This window comes from Arthrobacter gyeryongensis, from assembly GCF_039543785.1.
Lineage (GTDB): Bacteria > Actinomycetota > Actinomycetes > Actinomycetales > Micrococcaceae > Arthrobacter > Arthrobacter gyeryongensis.
This window is the reverse complement of record NZ_BAABKK010000026.1, coordinates 63741-83405: the sequence shown is the minus strand read 5'-3', so window position 1 is coordinate 83405 and position 19665 is coordinate 63741. Positions and strand designations below refer to the sequence as shown.

Sequence of the window (19665 nt, the reverse complement as noted above, 5' to 3'; positions counted from 1 at the left end):
GAGCCCAGCGCACCCGCTGGTTTTTCGATGAGCTGTTGTCGAATGCATGCCTAACTTTAGACCCCAGGAAGTTTCAGGCATTCGCCCCCTGCCCAGCGTCGGGCGCCCCTCCCCATCTCATTGCGGGGACCAGACCAGCATTCGAAGCCGCGATGACGGCTATTCACTTTGAGGTAAGCAATCCATGTCAGTTGCATCCGGATACGTCCACATCTCCGTCCGTAACGCCAATAAGGCCGCGTCGAACGCCGGCCTTCGGCCCGGCTTCGGCAACCGCCCGGCCTACGCCCAGCCCGCTCCGCAGGGTGGCAGCCAGGCGCCCGGGTACGTCCCCCAGGGCTATAACCCCAACTCCTACGGCCAGCTCCGCGCGGTTCCCGCCAACGAGGCCTCGCCGATGACTGCACCTACGCCTGTCTTGGCTCCGGCAGACCGTTCCATCCGTCCCGTTGCAAATGACAATGTGGCCCGCGGGTTCGTGCTCTACATGGGCATCGACGAAGACACCGCTGCGGCCGCGGGAACGTCCATCGCCAAGCTTGCCCAGGAAATCCGGGCCTACGCGCAGTCCCTCGTTTCCGGTGCCGAGAGCTATGCCGCCGTCGCGGTTGCGCCGGCCAGTGCGCCCGGTTCCGCGCTCGACGTCGTCCGCTCGACTTTCGGTGACCCGACCGTTGGCAACCGCCAGCGCGCTGAGGCGCTCCGTCCGCAGCCTGCCCAGGAAGCCCGCCCGTCGGGCGTCTTGATCGACCTCGCCCGTCGTGAAGTGCACCTCGACGGCGAATCGCTGAACCTCACGTTCAAGGAATTCGAGCTCCTCAACTACCTCGTCGAGAACGGCACCCGCACCGTGGGCCGCGACGAACTCCTCGAGGGCCTCTGGCGCAACGCCGAAGAGGTCCCCAACGAGCGCACCATCGACGTCCACATCCGGCGCCTCCGCTCCAAGCTCGGCCGCCTCGCAAACACGGTCCGCACGGTGCGCGGCCAGGGCTACCGCTTCTACGAGCACCCCGAGGTCATCGTCTGGGCCGCTCCGGAATACTCGATCTAGTCTCAACCCGCTCAAAGCGCCCGCTCCGTTCTTTGGGGGCGGGCGCTTTCGCTTCCGCGGGACGATCCCTCGGCGCCTGCGCTCGTCCCTCACGCAACAACGGCGCTTTCGGGATGTCCCGCTCACGCTACAGCGCCCGCGCGAACCAGGCGGCCGCATTCCTGCGCTCAGGACCAGTGAGCATGTGCCTCCGCGGCGATAGGGTGGGGGGATGAGCGAGCATCACATTAAGCGGCTGGTGATCATGCGGCATGCGAAGTCGGACTGGCCTCTCGGGGTGCCGGACCATGAGCGCCCCCTTGCCGAGCGTGGCCACCGGGAGGCTCCCCTTGCCGGGAAATGGCTCCTCAAACACCACGTGATTCCGGACTTCATCTTGTGTTCGTCCGCGCTGCGGACCCGGCAGACCTGTACTTGGGTGTGCAGCGAGCTGGGGGACAAGGCCCCGACGCCGAAACTCGAGGACGGCCTGTACGCCGCCTCCGCACAGCGCATGCTGACGGTCATCAACCATGTGCCGGAAACCGTCACCACACTCATGATCTTCTCCCACATGCCCGGTGTTCAGGACCTCGCGATGCACCTGGCTTCCCGCGACTCGGAACACGACGCCTACATGGATGCCGCAACGCGTTACCCCACGAGCGCCATGACCGTGATGGAACTCGAAAAGCCGTGGGCTGAACTCGATGGCCAGGATGCACGGCTGACGCACTTCGCAGTTCCGCGCCCAAAGAAGTAGCTCCCTCGCGCGAACTGGCAAATAATGCCCTTTTTTGCGCCGCCAGGGGGCATCTGCTGCCAGTTCGCGCGGATGGTCCGAGCTAGCCCACCTCGAGGCCAGCCGCCACGTCCTGAAGCAGGCGCACGACGTGGCGGATGCTGGGGCTTGCCGTCATGGTCTTCCGGTACACGATTCCCACCTGGCGCTGCTGCATCGGGTTGACAACGGGAACCGCCACCACTCCAGCGGGGAGCTCGGGCCGGCCGAGCCGCGGCACGAGCGCCACCGCAACACCCTGCTGGACCATGGCGATATGCGTGGAAAAGTCGGGGTCGTAGATGCGGATGTCCGGCACCCGCCCCAGGCCTGCGAGGATCGCCAGCAACGCCTCATTGCAGATGGCACCGGCCGGCGTGCTGATCCAGCGTTCGTCCACCAGGTCGGAGGGCTCGACGGCGGTCCGCCCGGCCAGCGGGTGGGCGGAGTTCAGCAGGACGTCGGCCGTGTCGAGGCAGAGGTCCTCGTGGACCATGTTCTCCGGAATCACCAAGGGCACCGAGTGCCAGTTGTGCACGACGCCGAGATCGGCTTCCCCGGTGGCGACCCTTTGGACGGCCTCGCGCGGGTCCTCGGCCACCACCCGGACTTCAAGCCCCGAGCCGCTAAGCCCCGCGCCGCCATTCCCGGAGCTCCCCGCGGACGAAGCGGCGGCAACAGCCTGATCTGCGCCAAGTTTCCGCAGCATCGGACCCACCAGCCCGCGGCAGGCCGTCGAGAACCCGACGAGCCGAAGCACTCCGCTCGGCTTCGCGGGGTCGGCGAGCAAGGTGGCCTGCAGCTCCTCCAACTCGCCCAGGATCCGGCGTCCGTACTCGGCCAATGCCATGCCGCGGTCGGTCAGCAGTACGCCGCGGCCATGCCGCTCCAGGACGGTGACACCGCTCTGCTTCTCGAGCTTCTTGATCTGCTGGGAGACCGCCGAGGGGCTGAAACCCATGGCTTCCGAGGCAGCCACCACCGAGCCTTGCTGTTCCACTGCTACGAGGGCCCGTAGCGCCGCAATCTCAATCATGAAGCAAACGTACATGATCTGATGCAGAATTCAACGCTGGTGCTTCATCCACTTGACTGTCAGAGTTGAATCGTGAATATCCGACACTCAGCACTCGCCGTCCTTGTCGCCGTCCTTTGGGGCCTGAATTTCGTCGCGATCGACTTTGGCCTACACCCCGCAAGCGGGAACGGCAGCAACGGGGGCGGCGGCACGGCCGACGTGCCGCCGCTGCTGTTCGTGGCCATTCGCTTCGTGCTGGTGGTGTTCCCCTGCATCTTCTTCGTCCGCAAGCCGGACGTCAGCTGGAAGGCGATCGTCGGCGTCGGGCTCTTCATGAGCGCCGGTCAGTTCGGCCTTCTCTACCTCGGCATGGCGCTCGGGATGCCTGCCGGGCTCGCCTCGCTTGTGCTGCAGGCGCAAGTGCTCCTGACAGTGCTGCTGGCGGCCCGGTTCCTCGGGGAGCGGCCGAGCAAGCGCCAACTGACCGGAGTGGTTCTGGGTGTCGCAGGGCTTGCCCTCGTAGCGGTGGGTCGAAGTTTGGTGGCCCCGGTGGTGCCGCTCATGATTGTGCTCGCAGCGGCGTTGTCCTGGGCCGCGGGAAACATCATCGCACGCAAAGCCAAGGCGGCCTCGGGACTGGGTCTGGTGGTCTGGTCCGGGGCCGTGGTCCCCTTGCCCCTCGCGGCCTTGTCGCTCATCGTGGACGGCCCGGCCACCGTCGTCGGGACCCTCACCAACCTTCAGCCGGCGACCATCTTGAGCGCCCTGTACACCGCCATTTTCGCGTCGCTGGTGGGCTATGGCATATGGAACCGGCTGCTTAGCATCTACCCGAGCTCGGCCGTGGTGCCCTTCACGTTGTTGGTCCCGGTGGTGGGAATGACCGCGGCGTGGCTGCTCATCTCAGAGGTCCCGACGACGGCGGAACTGGCCGGCGGCCTCCTCCTGCTGGGCGGCGTGGCGACTGCCGTGCTGCAGCGGCGCGCGAAGCCTGGGGAGCTGGCGGCGCCCGAAGTACGTCAGCGCTTGGGTGCCGGCCTGCGCTGAGCCGGCGATCGCGGAGGAAGGGACCCCGACGTCGGGCGCTTGGCAGGGGTTGCCGGCTTCCTCTGGACCGGGCGCTTCACAGCCCCCGACGCCGGACGGGCCGCCGGCCGCTGGGCGGGCCTGGCGGGTGCCGGGGCAGGCCGCGAAGCAGGCCGGGACGCCGGCCGGCGGGCAACCGGACGGGCCGCGGCCTTCGCACGGCGGGATGGCCATACCGCCCCCACGAACAAGATCAGCAGGGAGCTGCAACCGGCAAGCGCGGCGAGGTAGAAATAGACGTCCGAATCTTTAGTGCTCACTGCGCTGCCGAGGGCGTTCTCGTCCTGGTTGAAGGCGAGGCCCCACATGCGCAGGAACGCGATTCCGAACGCGATGAAGAAGATCGTCGAGATGGCTCCGAGGACCAGCATGAAGTACCTGCGACGGGTGAAAACCTCGGCGACGCACGCCAGGTAGCCGATCGCCAAGACCCCGAGGAAGATGTACATCACCGTTTCGTCAAGGGTGATGGCGAGGAGCACCAGCAAACCAGCGGACACCACGGCAGAGATGATCGCTAGCTTTCCACTGTTCCCCATGTGACGCATGGGATTAATCATCCCTGACGGTGGGCAGCGCCACGCCCCAAGACGCGGCAGTTGCCATACCGTTACCGCAGTACGTAGCCGCGCATGATGGTCATGATTGCTGCTATGCTCTGCTCGCGCGTGCGCTCGGGGTTGTACGTCTGCCGGTCAAGGCCCACCACGAAGATCGCTCCGAACATCGCCGCCTCGAGGCTGCCCCGGGCAATGCCCGTATCCACGGTGTACGTGGTGGCGACCTTTTCGATGGCTGAGCCAATCACGGCCAGCAACTCGCTGCGGAGTTCGACGAAGAGCTTGCCCCATTCGCTCGGCGTCCGCCAGTTTTCGCTGATCCAGAGCCGAGCGAAGGACGGGTAGTCGTCCATGAAGTCCATGGCTTGCCCGAGCATGGCCTCCATCGCCTCGAGCGGATCGGCGTGCAGGCCTTCAATCGTCTGGAGCCGGCCGAGCATGATGTCGACGCCGTGGCGCAGCAACTGGGCGATCAGATCGGACTTGCTGCCGAAATTGTAGTAGACCGTTCCCTTGGACACTCCGGCTGCGGCCGCGATCTCGTCCACCGTGACGCCCGCTGCGCCGCGCTCGCCGATCAGCTCCATGGAAGCGTCGAAGAGGCGCTGCTTAGTCGCGTTCGTGCGGGCCGGGCGGAGCTTCTTCTCCGGGAGCCCCGAGACGTCGGGCTCTTGCATGCTCATACCGCGATCTCCGGCTTCAGGGTCTTGAGGGTCCAGAACTTGTGCTTACGGACAGCCAGCGTGGAAAGAGCGGCTCCCAGCACAGTGTAGCCAAGCAGTCCCAGGACAATCGGCCAGATCATAGACAAGTCGCCGCCGTAGATCAAGTGCCGCATGCCGGTCACCACGTAGCCCATTGGCATGATCTCGTGCACCACGTGCAGCGGCATGGGGGTGGTTTGCCACGGGAACGTTCCGCCGGAAGACACCAACTGCAGGACCAGCAGGATCAACACCACGAACTTTCCGGGAGTCCCCAGCAAAGCCACGATGCCCTGTATCAGGGCCGTGAACGCCATGACCGCGGCCAGCATGAACAACCACATCCAGACCGGGTGCGCCGCGTTGAGGCCCAGCCCCAGGTCCACCACGAGGGTGAGGATGCTTGCTTGCAGCACGGACACCACGAAGAACGGCAGCCAGCCGCCGACGGCGATTTTCCACGACGGAGCGTTCGAGGCCAAGGCCCGCTGCGTGATGGGACGCATCGCCTGGACCAGCATGAACACGCCGATCCAAAGGGACAGCGTCAGGAAGAACGGGGCCAGGCCCGCACCGTAGGACCCTGCCTTGGCCTGCGAGACGTTGTTGACCGCCACAGGATCCGCGATCACTTTGGACACCTCGCTCTTTTGGGCGTCGTTCGGGTTCGGGACCTTGCCTGCGCCCTTCGCCAACTCGCTCGCCAAGGTGCGGGATCCGTCCGCGGCCGTCGCGGCACCGCTCGCAAGCTGCGCCGCGCCGTCGTCGAGCTTTGCCGCACCGTCCGCGAGGGCCGCCGTGCCGTTGACGGCAGACTGTTCGCCCGCGGCCAGCGTCGCGGCGCCGGAGCTGAGCTGGTCCGCGCCTGCCGAGGCCTGGCCGATAGCGCCCGTCAACGCCGGCGTGGCACCGGCAAGTTTGGCGGCGCCCGCACTGACCGCGGCCGATCCGTCGGAAAGCTGCTGGATCTGGCCGGCATCCGCCGAGATCTTGGCTTTGGCGTCGGTGACCGGACCGGAAGCAGCGGCGGTGTCGAAGTCTGCCAGGATCTTGGTCGCCTGGTCCTGCGTGATGACCCCGGCGGACACGAGCCGAGCGTTGGAGGCCACAACGCGGTCCCGCGCCCCGGCGTCGAAAGCTGAGAGCTGCCCGACGACGTCCTGGACTCTCGCGTTCAACTGCGCGTTTCCGGCGGCTACTTGGGCGGCGCCGTCGGCGAGCTTCTGTGAGTCGGCCGGAAGGGATGCGGTCTTGTTCTTCAGTTCGGTGAGCCCTGCGCTGAGCTGCCCGGCGCCGCCGTTCAGCTGATTGGCGCCGTCGCGCAGCTTATTTTGGCCCGCCAGTAGCTCGGACGCGCCGCTGCTGAGCTTGCTCGTGCCGTTGTGGAGGGTGGCCGCGCCGTCGCTGAGCTTTCCGACGCCATCGGCGAGCTGGGAGGCGCCGTCGGACGCCTTGACGATGGAGGCGTGGATCGTGCCGAAGCCCGTGAGGAGTTGGTTGGCGGTTTCCTCGCCCACTTCCTTGGCTACGGTGGAGTGCACCGCGGTGGTGAGTTTGTCGACGATGGTGCTGAGGAGATAGTTGTTCGCGTCGTTGGTGGTGACGTTGAGCATCGCCTGGTTGGCGGCGTCGAAGCTGCCCGGCGAGACCAGGTTGGCGGAAAAGTCCTTCGGGATCTTCAGGGCGAAGGCGTATTTGCCGGATTCCACGCCGGCGTCGGCTTCGGCCGTGGTGGTCACGCGCTGCCAGTTGAAGACGTGGCTCTGCACGAGGCTGTCGGCAACCTTCTGGCCCGCCTGCAGTTCGGGGCCGTTGGCCGGCTGGGCTCCCGCGTCTTCGACGACCAAGGCGGCGTCAATCTGGTTGAGATTGCCGTAAGGGTCCCAGTTCGCGTAAAGGTACACGGCTCCGTAGAGCAGGGGCACCATGGTCAGGGCGAGGATGGTCAGCTTAGGCAGGAGCCCGCCGGTCATGCGCTTGAGTTCGGAGCGGGCCAGCCGCAGAACAGTCACTTTGCGGTCCTTTGCAGGGTTTCGAGTATTTCTTCGGGATCTTCTTGCGCGTCGTCGAGGAGCTCGGCGGGTTCGGCTGGTGCCGTGTGCGTGATCGAGTTGCCGATCACTGCGGCCGGGCCGTCCCAGTTGTCCGGGAGGGCGGAAACGACCGCGACGACGGCGAGCGGCCGCCCGGCGTCGTACGCCAACTGCTCAAGCCGGGGGAGCCAGTCCGCGGTGTTTGCGCTGTGCCGGTCCGGGGAGTCGAGCACCAGGAGGTCAAGGGCAGGGTCCGCAAGGGCCAGGGCAGTCAGCAGCTCGAGGCGTCGGTCCGCAGGGAGCTGCTCAATCCACAGCCCTGCGATGTCCTCGAAACGGTTGACCTTGAGCCACGGCTTGCTGAGCAGGGCGCCACGGTAGCGGCGGGGGATGAGGGAGAGGTCTTCGGTGACGAGGTCGCGGACGCTCAAATGCTGCTCCGGCTCGTTGACGCCGGGAGCGTCAATGAGGGCGCTCGCTGCCCGGACCTTTTTGGTCTCCGCCGAGTTGTCCCAGCTTAGGAGGCCTTTGCTGGGTTTCATCCGGCCGCTCAGCGCAAGCGCCAATGCCGTGCGCTGGTCCTGACCGTCGCCGCTGACCAAGAGGAGTTCCCCGCGCCTGGCTTCGAGGGAAGTGGGAGGCAGGAGATCGTCCCGGCGGCCGTCGATCTGGAGTTGCTGTGCAGACAGCACAATTGGACCTTTCGCAGAACCTGTTATCTGCTCCAATCGTAACTGAACTGACCAGTCAGTTCAAATAGACCTCTATCACAGTCCGTACTTCTCCAACAGGCGCAGCCACACCTCGCTGATAGTGGGGAACGACGGCACAGCATGCCACAGCCGATCCAACGGCACTTCGCCCACAATCGCGATGGTGGCGCCGTGCAAAAGCTCGGCCACTCCGGGCCCGGCAAACGTCGCGCCCAGCAGCACCTTCCGGTCCTCGTCCACCACCAGTTGTGCCCAGCCTTGGTAATTCTCCGAATGCAGTTGTGAGCCGGACACGTTGATGGGGAGCTCCACCGAGCTTGCGTTGATGCCCTTCTGCAACGCCTGCTTGAGGCTCGGGCCCACGGATGCCACCTCCGGATCCGTGAAGACCACGCTGGGGATTGCGTATTCGTCGGCCGTCTTCGCGAGGGCGCTCCAGGGCTTAGGGTCGCCGTGGAGGGTTCCTTTGGCGCGGGCCACGATGGCGTCGCCGGTTGCCCGGGCCTCGTACTTGCCCTGATGGGTGAGGAAGACCGATCCCGCAGCATCGCCGGCCGCGTAAAGCCACAGCCCGCTGGTGCCGTCGCTCGCGGCACCCTCAACCAAGCCGCTCGAGTCCGTGGTGAGTCGCAAAGGCTTGCCCTCCTCGGCGTCGAGCCCTACGTTCTCGAGTCCCAAATTGTCCAGGGCCGGCCGCCGACCAGTCGCCACCAGCAACTGGTCGGAGTTCAAGACCGTCCCGTCGCCGAGTGTGACGCTGAAGGAATGGTCCGCGTTATGTTCGACCCGCGTCGTGTCTGTCCCGAGACGGAGATCGACGCCGTCGGCCCTAAGTCCCGCAGCAACCAGCTCGGCGGCTTCTTCAGGGAACGCGCTCAGCAGCCGGCCTCGGGCAACGATCGAAACCGACGAGCCCAACCGGGCGAAAGCTTGGGCAAGTTCGACACTGGCGACACCGCCGCCTAGCACGATGAACCGTTTGGGGATTTGCCGCACCGAGGTGGCGCCGCGGGTTGTCCAGTAGGGGACGTTGCGCAAGCCGTCGATTTTCGGGATGAGCGGTGTGGATCCGGTGGCCACCACCACGGCGTGATGGGCCTTGAGCGAGTAGCTGGTGCCGTCCTTGCCATCCACCTGGACTTCGCGGGGGCCAGTGATGCGTGCCCGGCCCCGGATGAGTTCGATGCCGGTGTCCACGAGCCACTTGACCGCGCCGTCGTCCTGCCATTTGTTGGTGAAGTAGTCGCGGTACTCCAGGACCGGTGCGGGATCCAGGACCTTCGTGACGGCGTCCGATGCTCCGGGCACTGATTGTGCTGTGTGCAGCGCGGTTCCAGGCCGAAGGAGCGCTTTGGACGGTATGCAGGCCCAATAGGAGCACTCCCCTCCGACGAGCTCAGCCTCCACAATTGCGCAAGTGAGGCCGCCCCGGACCACCCGGTCTGCAACGTTTTCACCCACCGCCCCGGCGCCGATCACGATGACATCGAATTCCCGGATATTCTCCTCAGCCATGGGAGAAGCCTACGCCCGGACCCAGACCGGGATCAGGGACCCGGCGACGGATTCTGCTCGATCAGGACTCCAACGCGTCCTTGAACCAGCCCGTGATGCTCGCCGGATGGGTGATGGCGGTGCCGACGACGACGGCGAACGCCCCGGCGTCGAGGGCCTGGCGGGCTTGTTCGGGGGTGTGGATGCGGCCCTCGGCGATGAGCGGCTTGGCCAGTCCTGCGCCGGCGATCTCCGCGAGAAGCTCAAGATCGGGGCCGACTGTCTTGGTACGCTCGCCGGTGTACCCGGCCAGCGTGGTGCCGATCAGGTCAGCACCGGCTTCGACGGCGGCCATCGCATCAGCGTAGGAACCGCAGTCAGCCATGGCCAAGGCATGCGATTCAGCGTGGATTCCATCAACGGTTTGCTTGAGGCTCAAGCCATCGGGACGCGGGCGTCGGGTGCCGTCGATGGCCACGACGTGTGCGCCGGCATTCGCGACGGCGAGGGCGTGCCGGAGCGTGGGGGTGATGAACACCCCGTCGTGCCCGTCCTTCCATAGCCCGATCACCGGGACCTCCACCGCCGCACGGGTGAACTGGACGTCGGCGATGCCCTGGACCCGGACTGCGGCGGCACCACCGATAACCGCCGACGCCGCCACTTGGCCGGTCGTCCGGGGATCGCGCATTGGCTCGCCGGGGTAGGCCTGGCAGGACACGATCAACTGCGAGCGGAGGGCTTCGAGGGCATCGGGGGTCAGGATCATGGGGTGTCTCCTTGCGAGGTGTTCGGGTGTGCGGGTGTGCGGGTGTGCGGGTGTTCGGGTGTCAGTTCAGGACGAGTTTGGCCGCGCCCACAATGGCCGCGGTATTGCCCAGCGCAGCGCGAAGCACGGGAATGTCAGCAAGGGGGCCCATGAGCTCCTTGCGCAGGGCGCGTTCCATGGGTTTCCACCAGAAATCTCCCGCATCTGCGAGACCGCCGGAAACCACTACCGTTTCCGGGTCGAGGATGTTGACGAGGCCGCCGATCGCCTGCCCGGCGGCACCTGCACCCGCGCCGATGGCTTTGATGGCGGCAGCACTGTCAGCCGCGGCGGTACTATCGCCGTCGCGAGCCACGGCAAACACGGCACGCGTGTCCGCGACCTCGGAGGAACCGCCGAAACGGATGAACGACTCATGGATGGCCGGCCCCGACGCGATCGCCTCGACGTGGCCCGAGCCGCCGCACACGCACGGGAGGGCCTTCCCCTCGTGATAGGCGTACGGCGAAGCAAAATGCCCCACGTGCCCACCCACATAGTGGTGCCCCAAAACAGGAGAACCGTCCAGCACGAAGCTGCCGCCCACGCCCGTCCCGAAGGCCACCATGAGCGAACTCGAAGACCCCGCAGCCGCCCCACGCCACGCCTCACCAAGAGCATGAGCATGCACATCGTTGACTGCACTGACCGACCCCCGCGGCAAGCCAAGGAGTTGCGCCAGCCCAGCCGTCAACCTGGTCCCGGCCCACCCCAGGATCGCATCAGTCGCCGAAACCACCTCACCATTCACGGCATCGATGACCCCGGCCGAACCCACGCCAACACGCCCGACGTCGATTCCCTCCCCCGCCGCCCGCCGCATGAGCCGCCCCACGAGCGCCGCAGTCGCCCGCAAAATAGCGTCGCCTCCACTCCGATTCAGCGTAGGAATCTGCTCCGAAAACAACACCTCCCCATCGGCCCCCACAACCCCCGCGGCAGTCTTCGTCCCCCCAAGATCAACCCCGACCACGTACATCATGTTTGTCCTCCGGATCGTTCGGTTGCTGTTGCTGCGGTTGCTGTGTGGTCAGGTTAGCCGTCGTCGCGGCGGCGTTACGCTGCGCTCTGTCTATGGTCAGGTTAGCTGTGGCCGGGACAGCGCGGACCCATCATTTCGCCGGCGCTTAGACACCTCCCGACGCCGTTCTCCGGTCGCTGGGCGACCTACGAACGGTTCTGGTCGGCGATGCGCGCCTACACGAAACAATGCGCCCGCGCTTTGCGCTGTCGACTCGCCGATCGGGACCTTGTCGCTCACTGTCGCCTCCGGCGGCACGGTGCGGATCTCGGCCCGCCGCAAAGGTTCCGCGATCGCCCGAGTGCCGGAGGGACGGTTTTGTGTAGTCCCGCATCGCCGACCAGAGCATTGCGGAAGTCGCTCAGCGACTGTAGCAGTGCGTCGGGAGGTGTCTAAGGGACGGCAAAACTGGACCTGCGGCACGACCCGACCACGGGAACAAGCGCGGATGAGCTGACGGCAATCCACGAAAGTGACGGCAACCCGCTCAGATGAGCGCAGATCCGAAGCCCAGGCGAGTCGGCGCCGCCCTCTTAGAGCAGGCCGTTGCGTTCGAGGATTGTGCGGATTGCGGAGGTTTCTTCGGCGTTCAGGGAGAGCATCGGGGCGCTCATCGTGTTGGACTCGATGATGCCCATGATTTGGAGGGCCGTCTTGAAGGCACCCAGTCCTGCTGCGCCGCCGGAGACGCGGCCATTGGGGGTGTAGACGATCTCGAAGACGTCCGCCAGGCGGTCCTGTTCGGCTACGGCTGCCGTCCAGTCTCCGGCTTGGGTAGCGTCGAACAGGCGGCGGTAACCGGCGGGGTCGACGTTGCCGAGGCCGGGGACTACGCCTTGGGCGCCGGCGAGGAGGGCGCCATCCACTACTATTTCGTGGCCCGTGAAGATGTCGAAGTTGGGGATGTCCTTGGCTGCGAGGACGAGTTGGCGGAAGGAGACGTCGTCGCCGGAGGAGTCCTTGACGCCCGCGATGACGCCGTCGCGGCCCAGACGGACCAGGAGGTCTGTGGGCAGCTTGAAGTGGGTGCGGACAGGGACGTCGTAGGCGAAGATCGGCTTGTCGACCGCAGCGTGGATGCTGCGGAAGTGGGTTTCGGTCTCCTGGGCGTTGCCGATGGCGTAGTACATGGAGGTGACCACGATTGCGTCGGCTCCGAGGTCGATCACCTTCTTGGCTTCTTCGATCACGCGGTTGGTGGTTTGTTCGTTGGCGCCCACGATCAAGGGCACGGCACCGGCATTCGCGTCGGCGATAGTCGAGACGACGAGTTCGCGCTCCTCGTTGGTCATGTAAGGGACCTCGCCTGAGGAGCCCAACACGAACAGGCCGGACACGCCGCCGTCGAGCAGGTGCTTGGTGACGTTCTTCAGGGACGCGGTGTCAACGCGGCCGTCAGCGTGGCGGGGGGTGATGACCGGGGGAATGACGCCCTGGAACTGAGTAGACACAGAAATCTCCGTTGTTTGGATCTGAAAGGGAAAAACTTAGGTGTGGAGCAGGCTTGGTGCGGCCCCGAGCAGCTTCTTGGTGTAGTCGTTGCTCGGGTTGTCGAAGACCTGTGCGGCCGGCCCTTCCTCGACGATCTCTCCGAAGTACATGACGCAGATGCGGTCGGAGACGTAGCGGACGGTCTGGATGTCGTGCGAAATGAACACCATGCCGAGGTTCAGCTGGGTTTTCAGGTCGGACAGCAGGTTCAGGACCTGGGCGCGGACGGAAACGTCGAGGGCCGACGTCGGCTCGTCCGCCACGATGATGTCCGGGTCCAGGGCGAGGGCGCGGGCGATGGCCACGCGCTGGCGCTGGCCGCCGGAAACCTGCGACGGCGTGACCTCGGCAGCCGATTGCGGCAAACCGACGAGGGCCAGCAGTTCCTTGACCTTGGCCGAGCGGGACGCGGTGTTGCCGATGCCGTGCACCTGCAGGGGATCGGTGAGGATGTCCTGGATGGTCATGCGCGGATTAAGTGCCGTGGCAGGGTCCTGGAAGACCACTGATACGGCGCGTCCGAATTCCTTGCGCATCCGGGCGTTGCGTTTGATGGCCGGCTTGCCGTGGAACAGGACCTGGCCCGACGTCGGGGCCTGCAGCCCCACGAGCACCGACGCGAGGGTGGACTTGCCACAGCCGGACTCGCCGACGATGCCCACCGTTTCGCCGCGGCTGATGCTGAAGTCCACGCCGTTGACGGCTTTGACGATGTTGGGCCGGAAGAGGCCGCCGGTGCGGGCCCGGTGGTGGACCTTGACGTTTTTGAGCTCGATGACCGGCTTGCCGGTTGAAACACTCACTTTGCGTCCTCCTTGAGGTGGCTGGCCCAGTAGTGATCGCGGTCTGCTCCGCCGCCCGCGGGTTCAACAACGGCGAGGACCAATTGCTGGTTGGGGTCGGCGTCGGGCCTCAACGAACGTGCCGCAAAGCGGTCGCCTGGAGCGAAATCGCGCGGCGACGGAACGGTGCCGGGGATCTGGTGGAGGCGGACGGCGTCGGCCTCGATCGAAAGGACGGCGCCCAACAGGCCGCGTGTGTATTCGTGCCGCGGGTTCTGCAGGAGCTCCGAAGCCTGCGCGGATTCCACCACCTGGCCGGCGTACATGACCGTGATGCGGTGCGCGAGGGAGGCAACGAGGGCGAGGTCGTGGCTGACGAAGACCATGGCGAAACCGAGCTGTTCGCGCAGTTCATTGAGCAGCTCCACTACCTGCTTCTGGACGGTGACGTCCAAGGCGGTGGTGGGTTCGTCGGCCACCACGATCTTCGGCGAGCGGGAAAGAGCCATGGCAATCAGCACGCGCTGGCGTTGGCCGCCCGAGAGCTCATGCGGGTAGCTGGCAAGCGTGCGGACGGGATCCAGCTTGACCATTTCCAGCAACTCGGCAGGGGTCTTGCGGCCACCGCGCTTGGTCAGCTGGGTCATCTGCTCCTTGATCTTCATGGACGGGTTGAGCGAGCTCAACGCATCCTGGTAGACCATGGCGATCTGTTCGCCGCGCAGGCCCTGGTAGGCCTTGGGGTTGCTGTGCTTGGATCCGGAATCCAGGAGTTCCTTGCCATCGAAGGTGATGGAGCCGGTGATCTCGGCGGTCTTGGGCAGGAGGCCCATGATGGCCAGGGAGGTGATGGACTTGCCGCAACCGGACTCACCCACCAAGCCCATGGTTTCCCCTTCACGGACGGTGAAGGAGACGTTGTCCACGATCGCGGTTTCGCCGAAGCGGCCGGGGAAACGGATGGAGAGGTTCTTGACCTCCAGCACGTTCCGGGCGCCGGCCGGGACCTGGGGGAGCCGGTCGGTACGCTTGGCCTCGATGGAAGCCAGGAGTTCGAGTTCCTTATCGAGGAGGGCATGCGGATTCGTCAACGCAATCCGCGGATCGTTCAGGACCGACGCCGCATAGTCCTCGTCGGAAAGCGGATCGCCGTTGGCGGCGCGTACGCCGTCGAGTTCGTGCTGTTCCACGACAGATGGCTGGGCCACCGACGTCGCGATCTCGGTATCGACTGCTGCACCCGCTACGGCAGCGCCGGCAAAAGCGGCGGCAGCACCGTCATCGTCTTTCACCACCGGGGCCTTGCGCAGCTTCGGGTTCACCATGGCGTCAGTGAGGCCCTCGGCCAGGATGTTCAGCGCGAGCACGGTGAGCAGGATCGTGAGGCCGGCGAAGGTCGTAGCCCACCAGCCGCCCGACAGGACCAGGTTGCGGCCGTAGGAGATCACGTTGCCCCACGACGGCGCGGGATCCTGGACACCGGCGCCGAGGAAGGACAGCGATGCTTCGAGGATGATGGCATCGGCAACCATGACCGTGGCGAAAACCAGCACTGGGGCCGCGGTGTTGCGGACAATGTGCTTGAGCAGGATGTAGGCGCGGCCGGCACCCATCACGCGTTCGGCGCGAACGTAGTCCTCACCGTATTGGGAGAGCACATTGGCACGGACCACGCGGGCGAGCTGCGGGGTGTAGATGATGGCAATCGCAACGATGATGGTGGGCACCGAGTTGCCGAACGCGGCCAGGAGTACGGCTGCAAGGGCGATGCCCGGGAACGCCATGAGGATGTCCATGAGGCGCATGACGATCTCGTTGACGGCCTTGCTGGACGTCGCGGCGAGCGAGCCAAGCACCGCGCCGACGACGATCGCAAGGGCCACTGCGCCAAGGCCGATCATGAGGGAGGACTGCGAGCCGTAAAGGAGCCGGGAGAAGACGTCGCGGCCCAGCCGGTCGGTGCCGAAGAAGTGGTCGCCGTCCGGAGCTTGTGCCGGGATGAACGTCTCCAGGGGGTCATGTGGCGCGATGGCCGGGGCGAAGATGGCTGCCGAAGCGATAACCACGAGGAACAACAGGGCAAAACGCGAACCCCACGGGAGGGACTTGAAGCGGACGCCCGGGGCGCTGAGCCGTTCAGCAAGTTTGCTGCGCATGGCTATACCGTCCTGATTCGGGGGTTGATGAGCAGGTACAGGAGGTCCACCACGATGTTCACCAGCACGAAGGTGACCGAGATGGTGAGGACCACGCCCTGGACCAAGTTGACGTCCAGGTTGGTGATGCCGTTGAGGATCAGCTGGCCCATGCCTGGAAGGGCGAAGATCATTTCAATCACGACGGCGCCGCCCAGGAGGTAGCCGATCCTGAGTCCCAGCACGGTCACCGGAGTCACGAGCGCATTGCGCAGGACGTTCCGGGAAACCACCTCGCGGTAGGGGACTCCGTTGCCGATGGCTGTGCGGACGTAGTCACGGTCGAGTTCCTCCACCATGGACGTGCGGACCACGCGGATCAGGGAAGCGGAGACCGGAATGCCGAGCGCGAGGGCCGGGAGCGCCATCGAGTTGAGCCAACCGCCGAAGCCGGACTCCGGCGTCGCGATCCCGCCCGAGGGAAACAGCGGGTTGTCACCCAGCGCGAACCACTGGATGAGCAGGATGCCAAGCCAGAAGGACGGGGTGGCGATGGCCGCGATTGAGAAGATCCGGACCAGCTGGTCCTGCCATTTGTCGCGGTAAAGAGCGCCGATGATGCCGAAAACCAAGGACAGCACGACGGCGATGATCACGCCGAGGAAGGTCAGCTGGAGGGTCAGCGGGAAGGCTGAGGCGATCATGCTTGCCACCGACTTGGACGGCGGAGTGGTCACGCCGAGATCGAGCTGCAGGAGCCTGCCCAGGAAGCGGAAGTATTGGACGAACAGGGGATCGTTCAGGCCGTTGTCCTGGCGGTACTGCTGTTTGGCTGCCTCGCTGGCGCCTTCGCCGAGGGCCGTGCTGGCCTGGTCGCCCGGGGCTGCTTGAAGGACGAGGAAGACCAGCAGTGTGATGCCCAGGATCATCAAGGGCAGTGCTGCGAGTCTGCGTCCAAGCAGGCGCAATATCATGACCAATTTGTTCTCCGGTTGCTTTGGTGCGGGGGCTGCGTGGCGGTCCCGCGGGGTAGGCCCAACTAGCTCGCAGTAAGTGTCGTTTTGAGCCGTCTAAACGACAACAAATGCGAGCTAGTTGGGCGTGTGTACTGCTGGCTAGGAGGTGCGGCCGACGCCGATGAAGGACAGTCCCGTGGTGGGCAGCGGCTTGAAGCCTGAGAGTTTCTTTTCGTCCCATGCACTGGGGAGCTGGCGGTGGAACAGCGGGTACAGCGGGACTTCGTCGGAGACGAGGTCCACGATCTGGCCGGTGATCTTCTTCGCGTCGGCGGCTGCGGCCTGCGAGCCCTTGTCCATCAGGCCCTGGAGGGTGGCGCTTTCCGGAGTGGTCCAGTAGGCGCGCTTGGCCATCCAGGTGGCGCCGGAGTAGAACCAGCTCAAGAGCAAGTCTGCGTCGTTGCCGAAAACGGAGGGGTCGCCCGGGGCCGCAACCACGGAGAAGTCGGCCTTGCCAACCCTGTCTGAGTACAAGGCGCCGGACTGCAGGTTCTTTGCGGTGACCTTGACGCCCGGGATCTTGTTCCAGGATTCAAGCATCAGCGGGGCAACGTCCTTGACCCAGGCGGTATCGGTCGTGAGCAGCTCGAATTCGAGGTTGCTCAAGCCGGCCTGCTTGAGGAGGTCCGCGGCCTTCTGGGGATCGTAGCCGTAGACGTTCTTGGCCTTGACGTAGTCCGGGTGGCCCTCTTGGAAGTACGACGACGCAGCCTTGGCATTGCCGAACAAGGCCTTCTTGATGATGGCGTCCTTGTCCAGTCCATAGTGGAGTGCCTGGCGGACCAGCTTGTTGTCGAACGGGGCCTTGGCGCAGTTGAACATGAGGAACAGCATGCCGAAGGACTGCACGGACTCAACGCGGGTCTTGGACTTGAGCCCGTCCATGTCCAGGTAGGGGACGTCTTCGATTGCCTGGACACGGCCCGACTGCACTGCGGTGACACGGGCTGCCGCGTCCGAGAGCAGCAGCCACGTCATGCCCTTGGCGAGTGCCGGCTTGGGGCCGTTGTAGTCGGCGAATGCTTCGAAGACGATCTTGTCGTCCTTGACTGCCGAGATCAGCTTGTAGGGGCCGGAGCCGACGGGCTTGGCGTCGAATCCCTTCTGATCGGCGGAGGCCAGCGCCTTCGGAACTACCTTCACCACGGAGATTCGCGGTCCGAAGCCCGGGAAGGGGTATTTCAGCGAGAACTCGACCGTCTTGGCATCGAGGGCCTTGACGTCCTTGATGAATGGAATGAACTGGGAGAACAAGGACTTGTTGGCCGGGTCCATCACGCGGGTGAAGGAGTAGACAACATCGTCGGTGGTGACAGGGGTGCCGTTATGGAACTTGGCACCGTCGCGGATGGTCACCTGGTATGTGGTGTCGTTGACCTTCTTGGGGTCGCTCGCCGCAAGCGCGTTGTAGGGCTCGCGGGTGGCGGGGTGGAGTTCCACGAGGCCTTCGAAGACGTGCAGGTTGGCGGCCTGCGGCGTGGCGCCGGAGGACGTCATCGGGTCGAAACCCGTGGACAGGGCATAGGAGATGCCTGCCTCGATGGTGAGGTCCTTGTTGACGGTCGCAGTGTTGTTTGCTGCGCCCGTGGTGGTGGAGGCAGGACCGCCACATGCGGACAGGCTGGCCGTGAACGCTGCCGCGGCTCCAATCGCCCCGGACAGCTTGAGGAAGTTGCGTCGGCTGGCGTCGCTGACCAGCGGCAGGTTGTTAATCGTGTTGCTCATAAGATGCCTCACCATTCAAGTTTTCTGGTTATCGGATGTAGGACATCCGATGCTCGTAAAGAAACTGTAAGGGTGGTCACATGAAGTCGTCAAGCGAGATCTGGATCACTAGCGACCCGGGGAGCGGCCGCGAGGCTCCCGGTGGGGTGCTCCCGACGGGCGCTGCGCCAGGGTTCACCTTGCGAAGTTCAGCCTGGGGCTCGTTGAAAAATAAAGGCGAACATCTATCAAGGAGATGGGACATCCGATATTGTATGTTGCGAAGCACTATATCCACGGTGGGCGCTAGGCTCACCTCAACATTAACACTGCACTGATTCCTTGTCCCCGGTCCCGAAAGGATCCGGGCCGGGGATGGGTACTTTTGCAAGGAGAGCCATGACCACTTCCGGTGTCGTTCCGCAGGCGCGGTTCAGCGCACAGGCCCGGCTCAGGGCCCTTCAGTCGGACATTATGGAATTGATCCTCGAACGCGAGCTCGAGGCGGGCGATCCATTGCCCACGGAAAATGAACTCTCCGTGGCCCTGGGGGTGGGGCGCAACACCCTGCGCGAATCCCTGAAAGTGCTGCAGGCGCTGGGCGTCATCGAGATCCGCCATGGCTTCGGAATGTTCGTCGCCCCGAGCAACTTTGAGGCGCTCGCCGACGGACTGACGTTCCGGGGCCGCTTGTCGCTGCGGCACCAGGGGCTCGAGGCGCTGCAACTCGTGGACGTGCGCCAGGCCCTCGAATCGGGGCTGATCGGATCCTCTATGGACGTGATGGCCGCCGAGCAGCTGGCCCTGATCGAAGAGGCCGTCAAGCAGATGGAGGAGCTCGCAGCCTCCGGCGAGAACTTCGTAGCCGCCGACGCCGAGTTCCACCGCCGGCTGTTTGAACCCTTGAACAACGAGCTCCTCATCAACCTGATGGGCGTTTTCTGGAAGGTCTACCGGAAGATCCACGTGGAGATCGGCTCCGACAACGAAGATCTTGTAGCCACCGCTGCCATGCACCGAAGCATCTACACCGCCGTCGCTACCGGGGACAAGACCGCGGCCGCCGAATTGCTCAACCGTCACTTCGACGGAATCCGCCGCCGCATCAGCGAGGCCGTCGCAGTCTAAGGCCTGGCACCCAAGCCCGAGGGCCGCCGTCGTACTTTTTCATGAAGTACGACGGCGGCCCTTGCCTATGCGCGTGTGTCTCGCTGGAGGGCTGCCCTTCCTGACCTTCTTTGGTTTGAGAAAGCGCTTGCGACACGGCGAGTCTCGTCATTTGGTGG

17 protein-coding genes are annotated in these 19665 nt (G+C 65.0%); 4 read left to right on the top strand and 13 right to left on the bottom strand.

All coding sequences use genetic code 11. From position 1 onward, the window contains the following. Nucleotides 1-184 precede the first annotated feature (184 nt). Nucleotides 185-1054 carry a winged helix-turn-helix domain-containing protein gene (locus ABEA18_RS18005; RefSeq protein WP_234752433.1) on the top strand — a complete coding sequence of 290 codons (870 nt, stop codon included), beginning with the start codon at nucleotides 185-187 and terminating at the stop codon, nucleotides 1052-1054. Between the two features lie 211 nt (nucleotides 1055-1265). Then, nucleotides 1266-1796: a SixA phosphatase family protein gene (locus ABEA18_RS18000; protein ID WP_345451390.1), complete on the top strand. Its 531-nt coding sequence runs from the start codon at nucleotides 1266-1268 to the stop codon at nucleotides 1794-1796. Between the two features lie 82 nt (nucleotides 1797-1878). On the opposite strand, the gene ABEA18_RS17995 is transcribed toward ABEA18_RS18000, so the two are convergent. Next, nucleotides 1879-2850 carry a LysR family transcriptional regulator gene (locus ABEA18_RS17995; protein ID WP_345451389.1) on the bottom strand — a complete coding sequence of 324 codons (972 nt, stop codon included), beginning with the start codon at nucleotides 2848-2850 and terminating at the stop codon, nucleotides 1879-1881. A gap of 72 nt (nucleotides 2851-2922) precedes the next feature. On the opposite strand from ABEA18_RS17995, the gene ABEA18_RS17990 reads away from it, so the two are divergent. Continuing rightward, nucleotides 2923-3879, top strand: a complete 957-nt coding sequence (locus tag ABEA18_RS17990) for an EamA family transporter (protein ID WP_345451387.1) — start codon at nucleotides 2923-2925, stop codon at nucleotides 3877-3879. Here the strand turns inward: ABEA18_RS17990 and ABEA18_RS17985 are convergent. The 12 genes from ABEA18_RS17985 to ABEA18_RS17930 form a co-directional block, all read right to left on the bottom strand. Continuing rightward, entirely contained in the window at nucleotides 3852-4466 is a 615-nt protein-coding gene (locus tag ABEA18_RS17985) for a hypothetical protein (protein ID WP_345451385.1), read from the bottom strand. The two genes, ABEA18_RS17990 and ABEA18_RS17985, sit on opposite strands and share 28 nt — an antisense overlap. A gap of 62 nt (nucleotides 4467-4528) precedes the next feature. Then, nucleotides 4529-5161: a TetR/AcrR family transcriptional regulator gene (locus tag ABEA18_RS17980; protein WP_345451383.1), complete on the bottom strand. Its 633-nt coding sequence runs from the start codon at nucleotides 5159-5161 to the stop codon at nucleotides 4529-4531. Further along, a complete protein-coding gene (locus tag ABEA18_RS17975) occupies nucleotides 5158-7194 on the bottom strand; it encodes a YhgE/Pip family protein (protein ID WP_345451381.1) in 2037 nt (678 codons plus the stop codon). The genes ABEA18_RS17980 and ABEA18_RS17975 overlap by 4 nt, the downstream gene beginning before the upstream one ends. Continuing rightward, a complete protein-coding gene (locus ABEA18_RS17970; protein WP_345451380.1) occupies nucleotides 7191-7907 on the bottom strand; it encodes an ABC transporter ATP-binding protein in 717 nt (238 codons plus the stop codon). Before ABEA18_RS17970 ends, ABEA18_RS17975 begins: the two co-directional genes overlap by 4 nt. A 75-nt stretch (nucleotides 7908-7982) precedes the next feature. Then, on the bottom strand, nucleotides 7983-9443 hold the full coding sequence (locus ABEA18_RS17965; protein WP_345451378.1) for a dihydrolipoyl dehydrogenase family protein: 1461 nt from the start codon (nucleotides 9441-9443) through the stop codon (nucleotides 7983-7985). 61 nt (nucleotides 9444-9504) lie between these two features. Then, nucleotides 9505-10191: an N-acetylmannosamine-6-phosphate 2-epimerase gene (locus ABEA18_RS17960; protein ID WP_345451376.1), complete on the bottom strand. Its 687-nt coding sequence runs from the start codon at nucleotides 10189-10191 to the stop codon at nucleotides 9505-9507. Nucleotides 10192-10252: 61 nt separating this feature from the next. Then, nucleotides 10253-11212, bottom strand: coding sequence for an ROK family protein (locus ABEA18_RS17955; RefSeq protein WP_345451374.1), 960 nt, complete (start codon nucleotides 11210-11212; stop codon nucleotides 10253-10255). A gap of 572 nt (nucleotides 11213-11784) precedes the next feature. Continuing rightward, nucleotides 11785-12702 (bottom strand): dihydrodipicolinate synthase family protein, encoded by a 918-nt coding sequence (locus ABEA18_RS17950; protein WP_345451372.1) that lies wholly within the window; start codon nucleotides 12700-12702, stop codon nucleotides 11785-11787. A gap of 36 nt (nucleotides 12703-12738) precedes the next feature. Continuing rightward, nucleotides 12739-13545 carry an ABC transporter ATP-binding protein gene (locus ABEA18_RS17945; RefSeq protein ID WP_345451370.1) on the bottom strand — a complete coding sequence of 269 codons (807 nt, stop codon included), beginning with the start codon at nucleotides 13543-13545 and terminating at the stop codon, nucleotides 12739-12741. Continuing rightward, on the bottom strand, nucleotides 13542-15680 hold the full coding sequence (locus tag ABEA18_RS17940; protein ID WP_345451368.1) for a dipeptide/oligopeptide/nickel ABC transporter permease/ATP-binding protein: 2139 nt from the start codon (nucleotides 15678-15680) through the stop codon (nucleotides 13542-13544). The genes ABEA18_RS17945 and ABEA18_RS17940 overlap by 4 nt, the downstream gene beginning before the upstream one ends. Before the next feature lie 2 nt (nucleotides 15681-15682). After that, entirely contained in the window at nucleotides 15683-16639 is a 957-nt protein-coding gene (locus tag ABEA18_RS17935) for an ABC transporter permease (protein WP_059388624.1), read from the bottom strand. Nucleotides 16640-16774: 135 nt separating this feature from the next. Next, entirely contained in the window at nucleotides 16775-18415 is a 1641-nt protein-coding gene (locus ABEA18_RS17930) for an ABC transporter substrate-binding protein (protein ID WP_345451364.1), read from the bottom strand. Between the two features lie 363 nt (nucleotides 18416-18778). Between ABEA18_RS17930 and ABEA18_RS17925 the strand changes: the two genes are divergently transcribed. After that, on the top strand, nucleotides 18779-19507 hold the full coding sequence (locus ABEA18_RS17925) for a FadR/GntR family transcriptional regulator (RefSeq protein WP_345451362.1): 729 nt from the start codon (nucleotides 18779-18781) through the stop codon (nucleotides 19505-19507). Nucleotides 19508-19665: the final 158 nt, after the last annotated feature.

Excerpts from the sequence above, each read along its gene's own strand:
- ABEA18_RS18005 (WP_234752433.1), top strand. The coding sequence starts at position 185 with ATGTCAGTTGCATCCGGATACGTCCACATCTCCGTCCGTAACGCCAAT.
- ABEA18_RS18000 (WP_345451390.1), top strand. The coding sequence starts at position 1,266 with ATGAGCGAGCATCACATTAAGCGGCTGGTGATCATGCGGCATGCGAAG.
- ABEA18_RS17995 (WP_345451389.1), bottom strand. The coding sequence starts at position 2,850 with ATGATTGAGATTGCGGCGCTACGGGCCCTCGTAGCAGTGGAACAGCAA.
- ABEA18_RS17985 (WP_345451385.1), bottom strand. The coding sequence starts at position 4,466 with ATGCGTCACATGGGGAACAGTGGAAAGCTAGCGATCATCTCTGCCGTG.
- ABEA18_RS17980 (WP_345451383.1), bottom strand. The coding sequence starts at position 5,161 with ATGAGCATGCAAGAGCCCGACGTCTCGGGGCTCCCGGAGAAGAAGCTC.
- ABEA18_RS17965 (WP_345451378.1), bottom strand. The coding sequence starts at position 9,443 with ATGGCTGAGGAGAATATCCGGGAATTCGATGTCATCGTGATCGGCGCC.
- ABEA18_RS17960 (WP_345451376.1), bottom strand. The coding sequence starts at position 10,191 with ATGATCCTGACCCCCGATGCCCTCGAAGCCCTCCGCTCGCAGTTGATC.
- ABEA18_RS17955 (WP_345451374.1), bottom strand. The coding sequence starts at position 11,212 with ATGATGTACGTGGTCGGGGTTGATCTTGGGGGGACGAAGACTGCCGCG.
- ABEA18_RS17940 (WP_345451368.1), bottom strand. The coding sequence starts at position 15,680 with ATGCGCAGCAAACTTGCTGAACGGCTCAGCGCCCCGGGCGTCCGCTTC.
- ABEA18_RS17930 (WP_345451364.1), bottom strand. The coding sequence starts at position 18,415 with ATGGTGAGGCATCTTATGAGCAACACGATTAACAACCTGCCGCTGGTC.
- ABEA18_RS17925 (WP_345451362.1), top strand. The coding sequence starts at position 18,779 with ATGACCACTTCCGGTGTCGTTCCGCAGGCGCGGTTCAGCGCACAGGCC.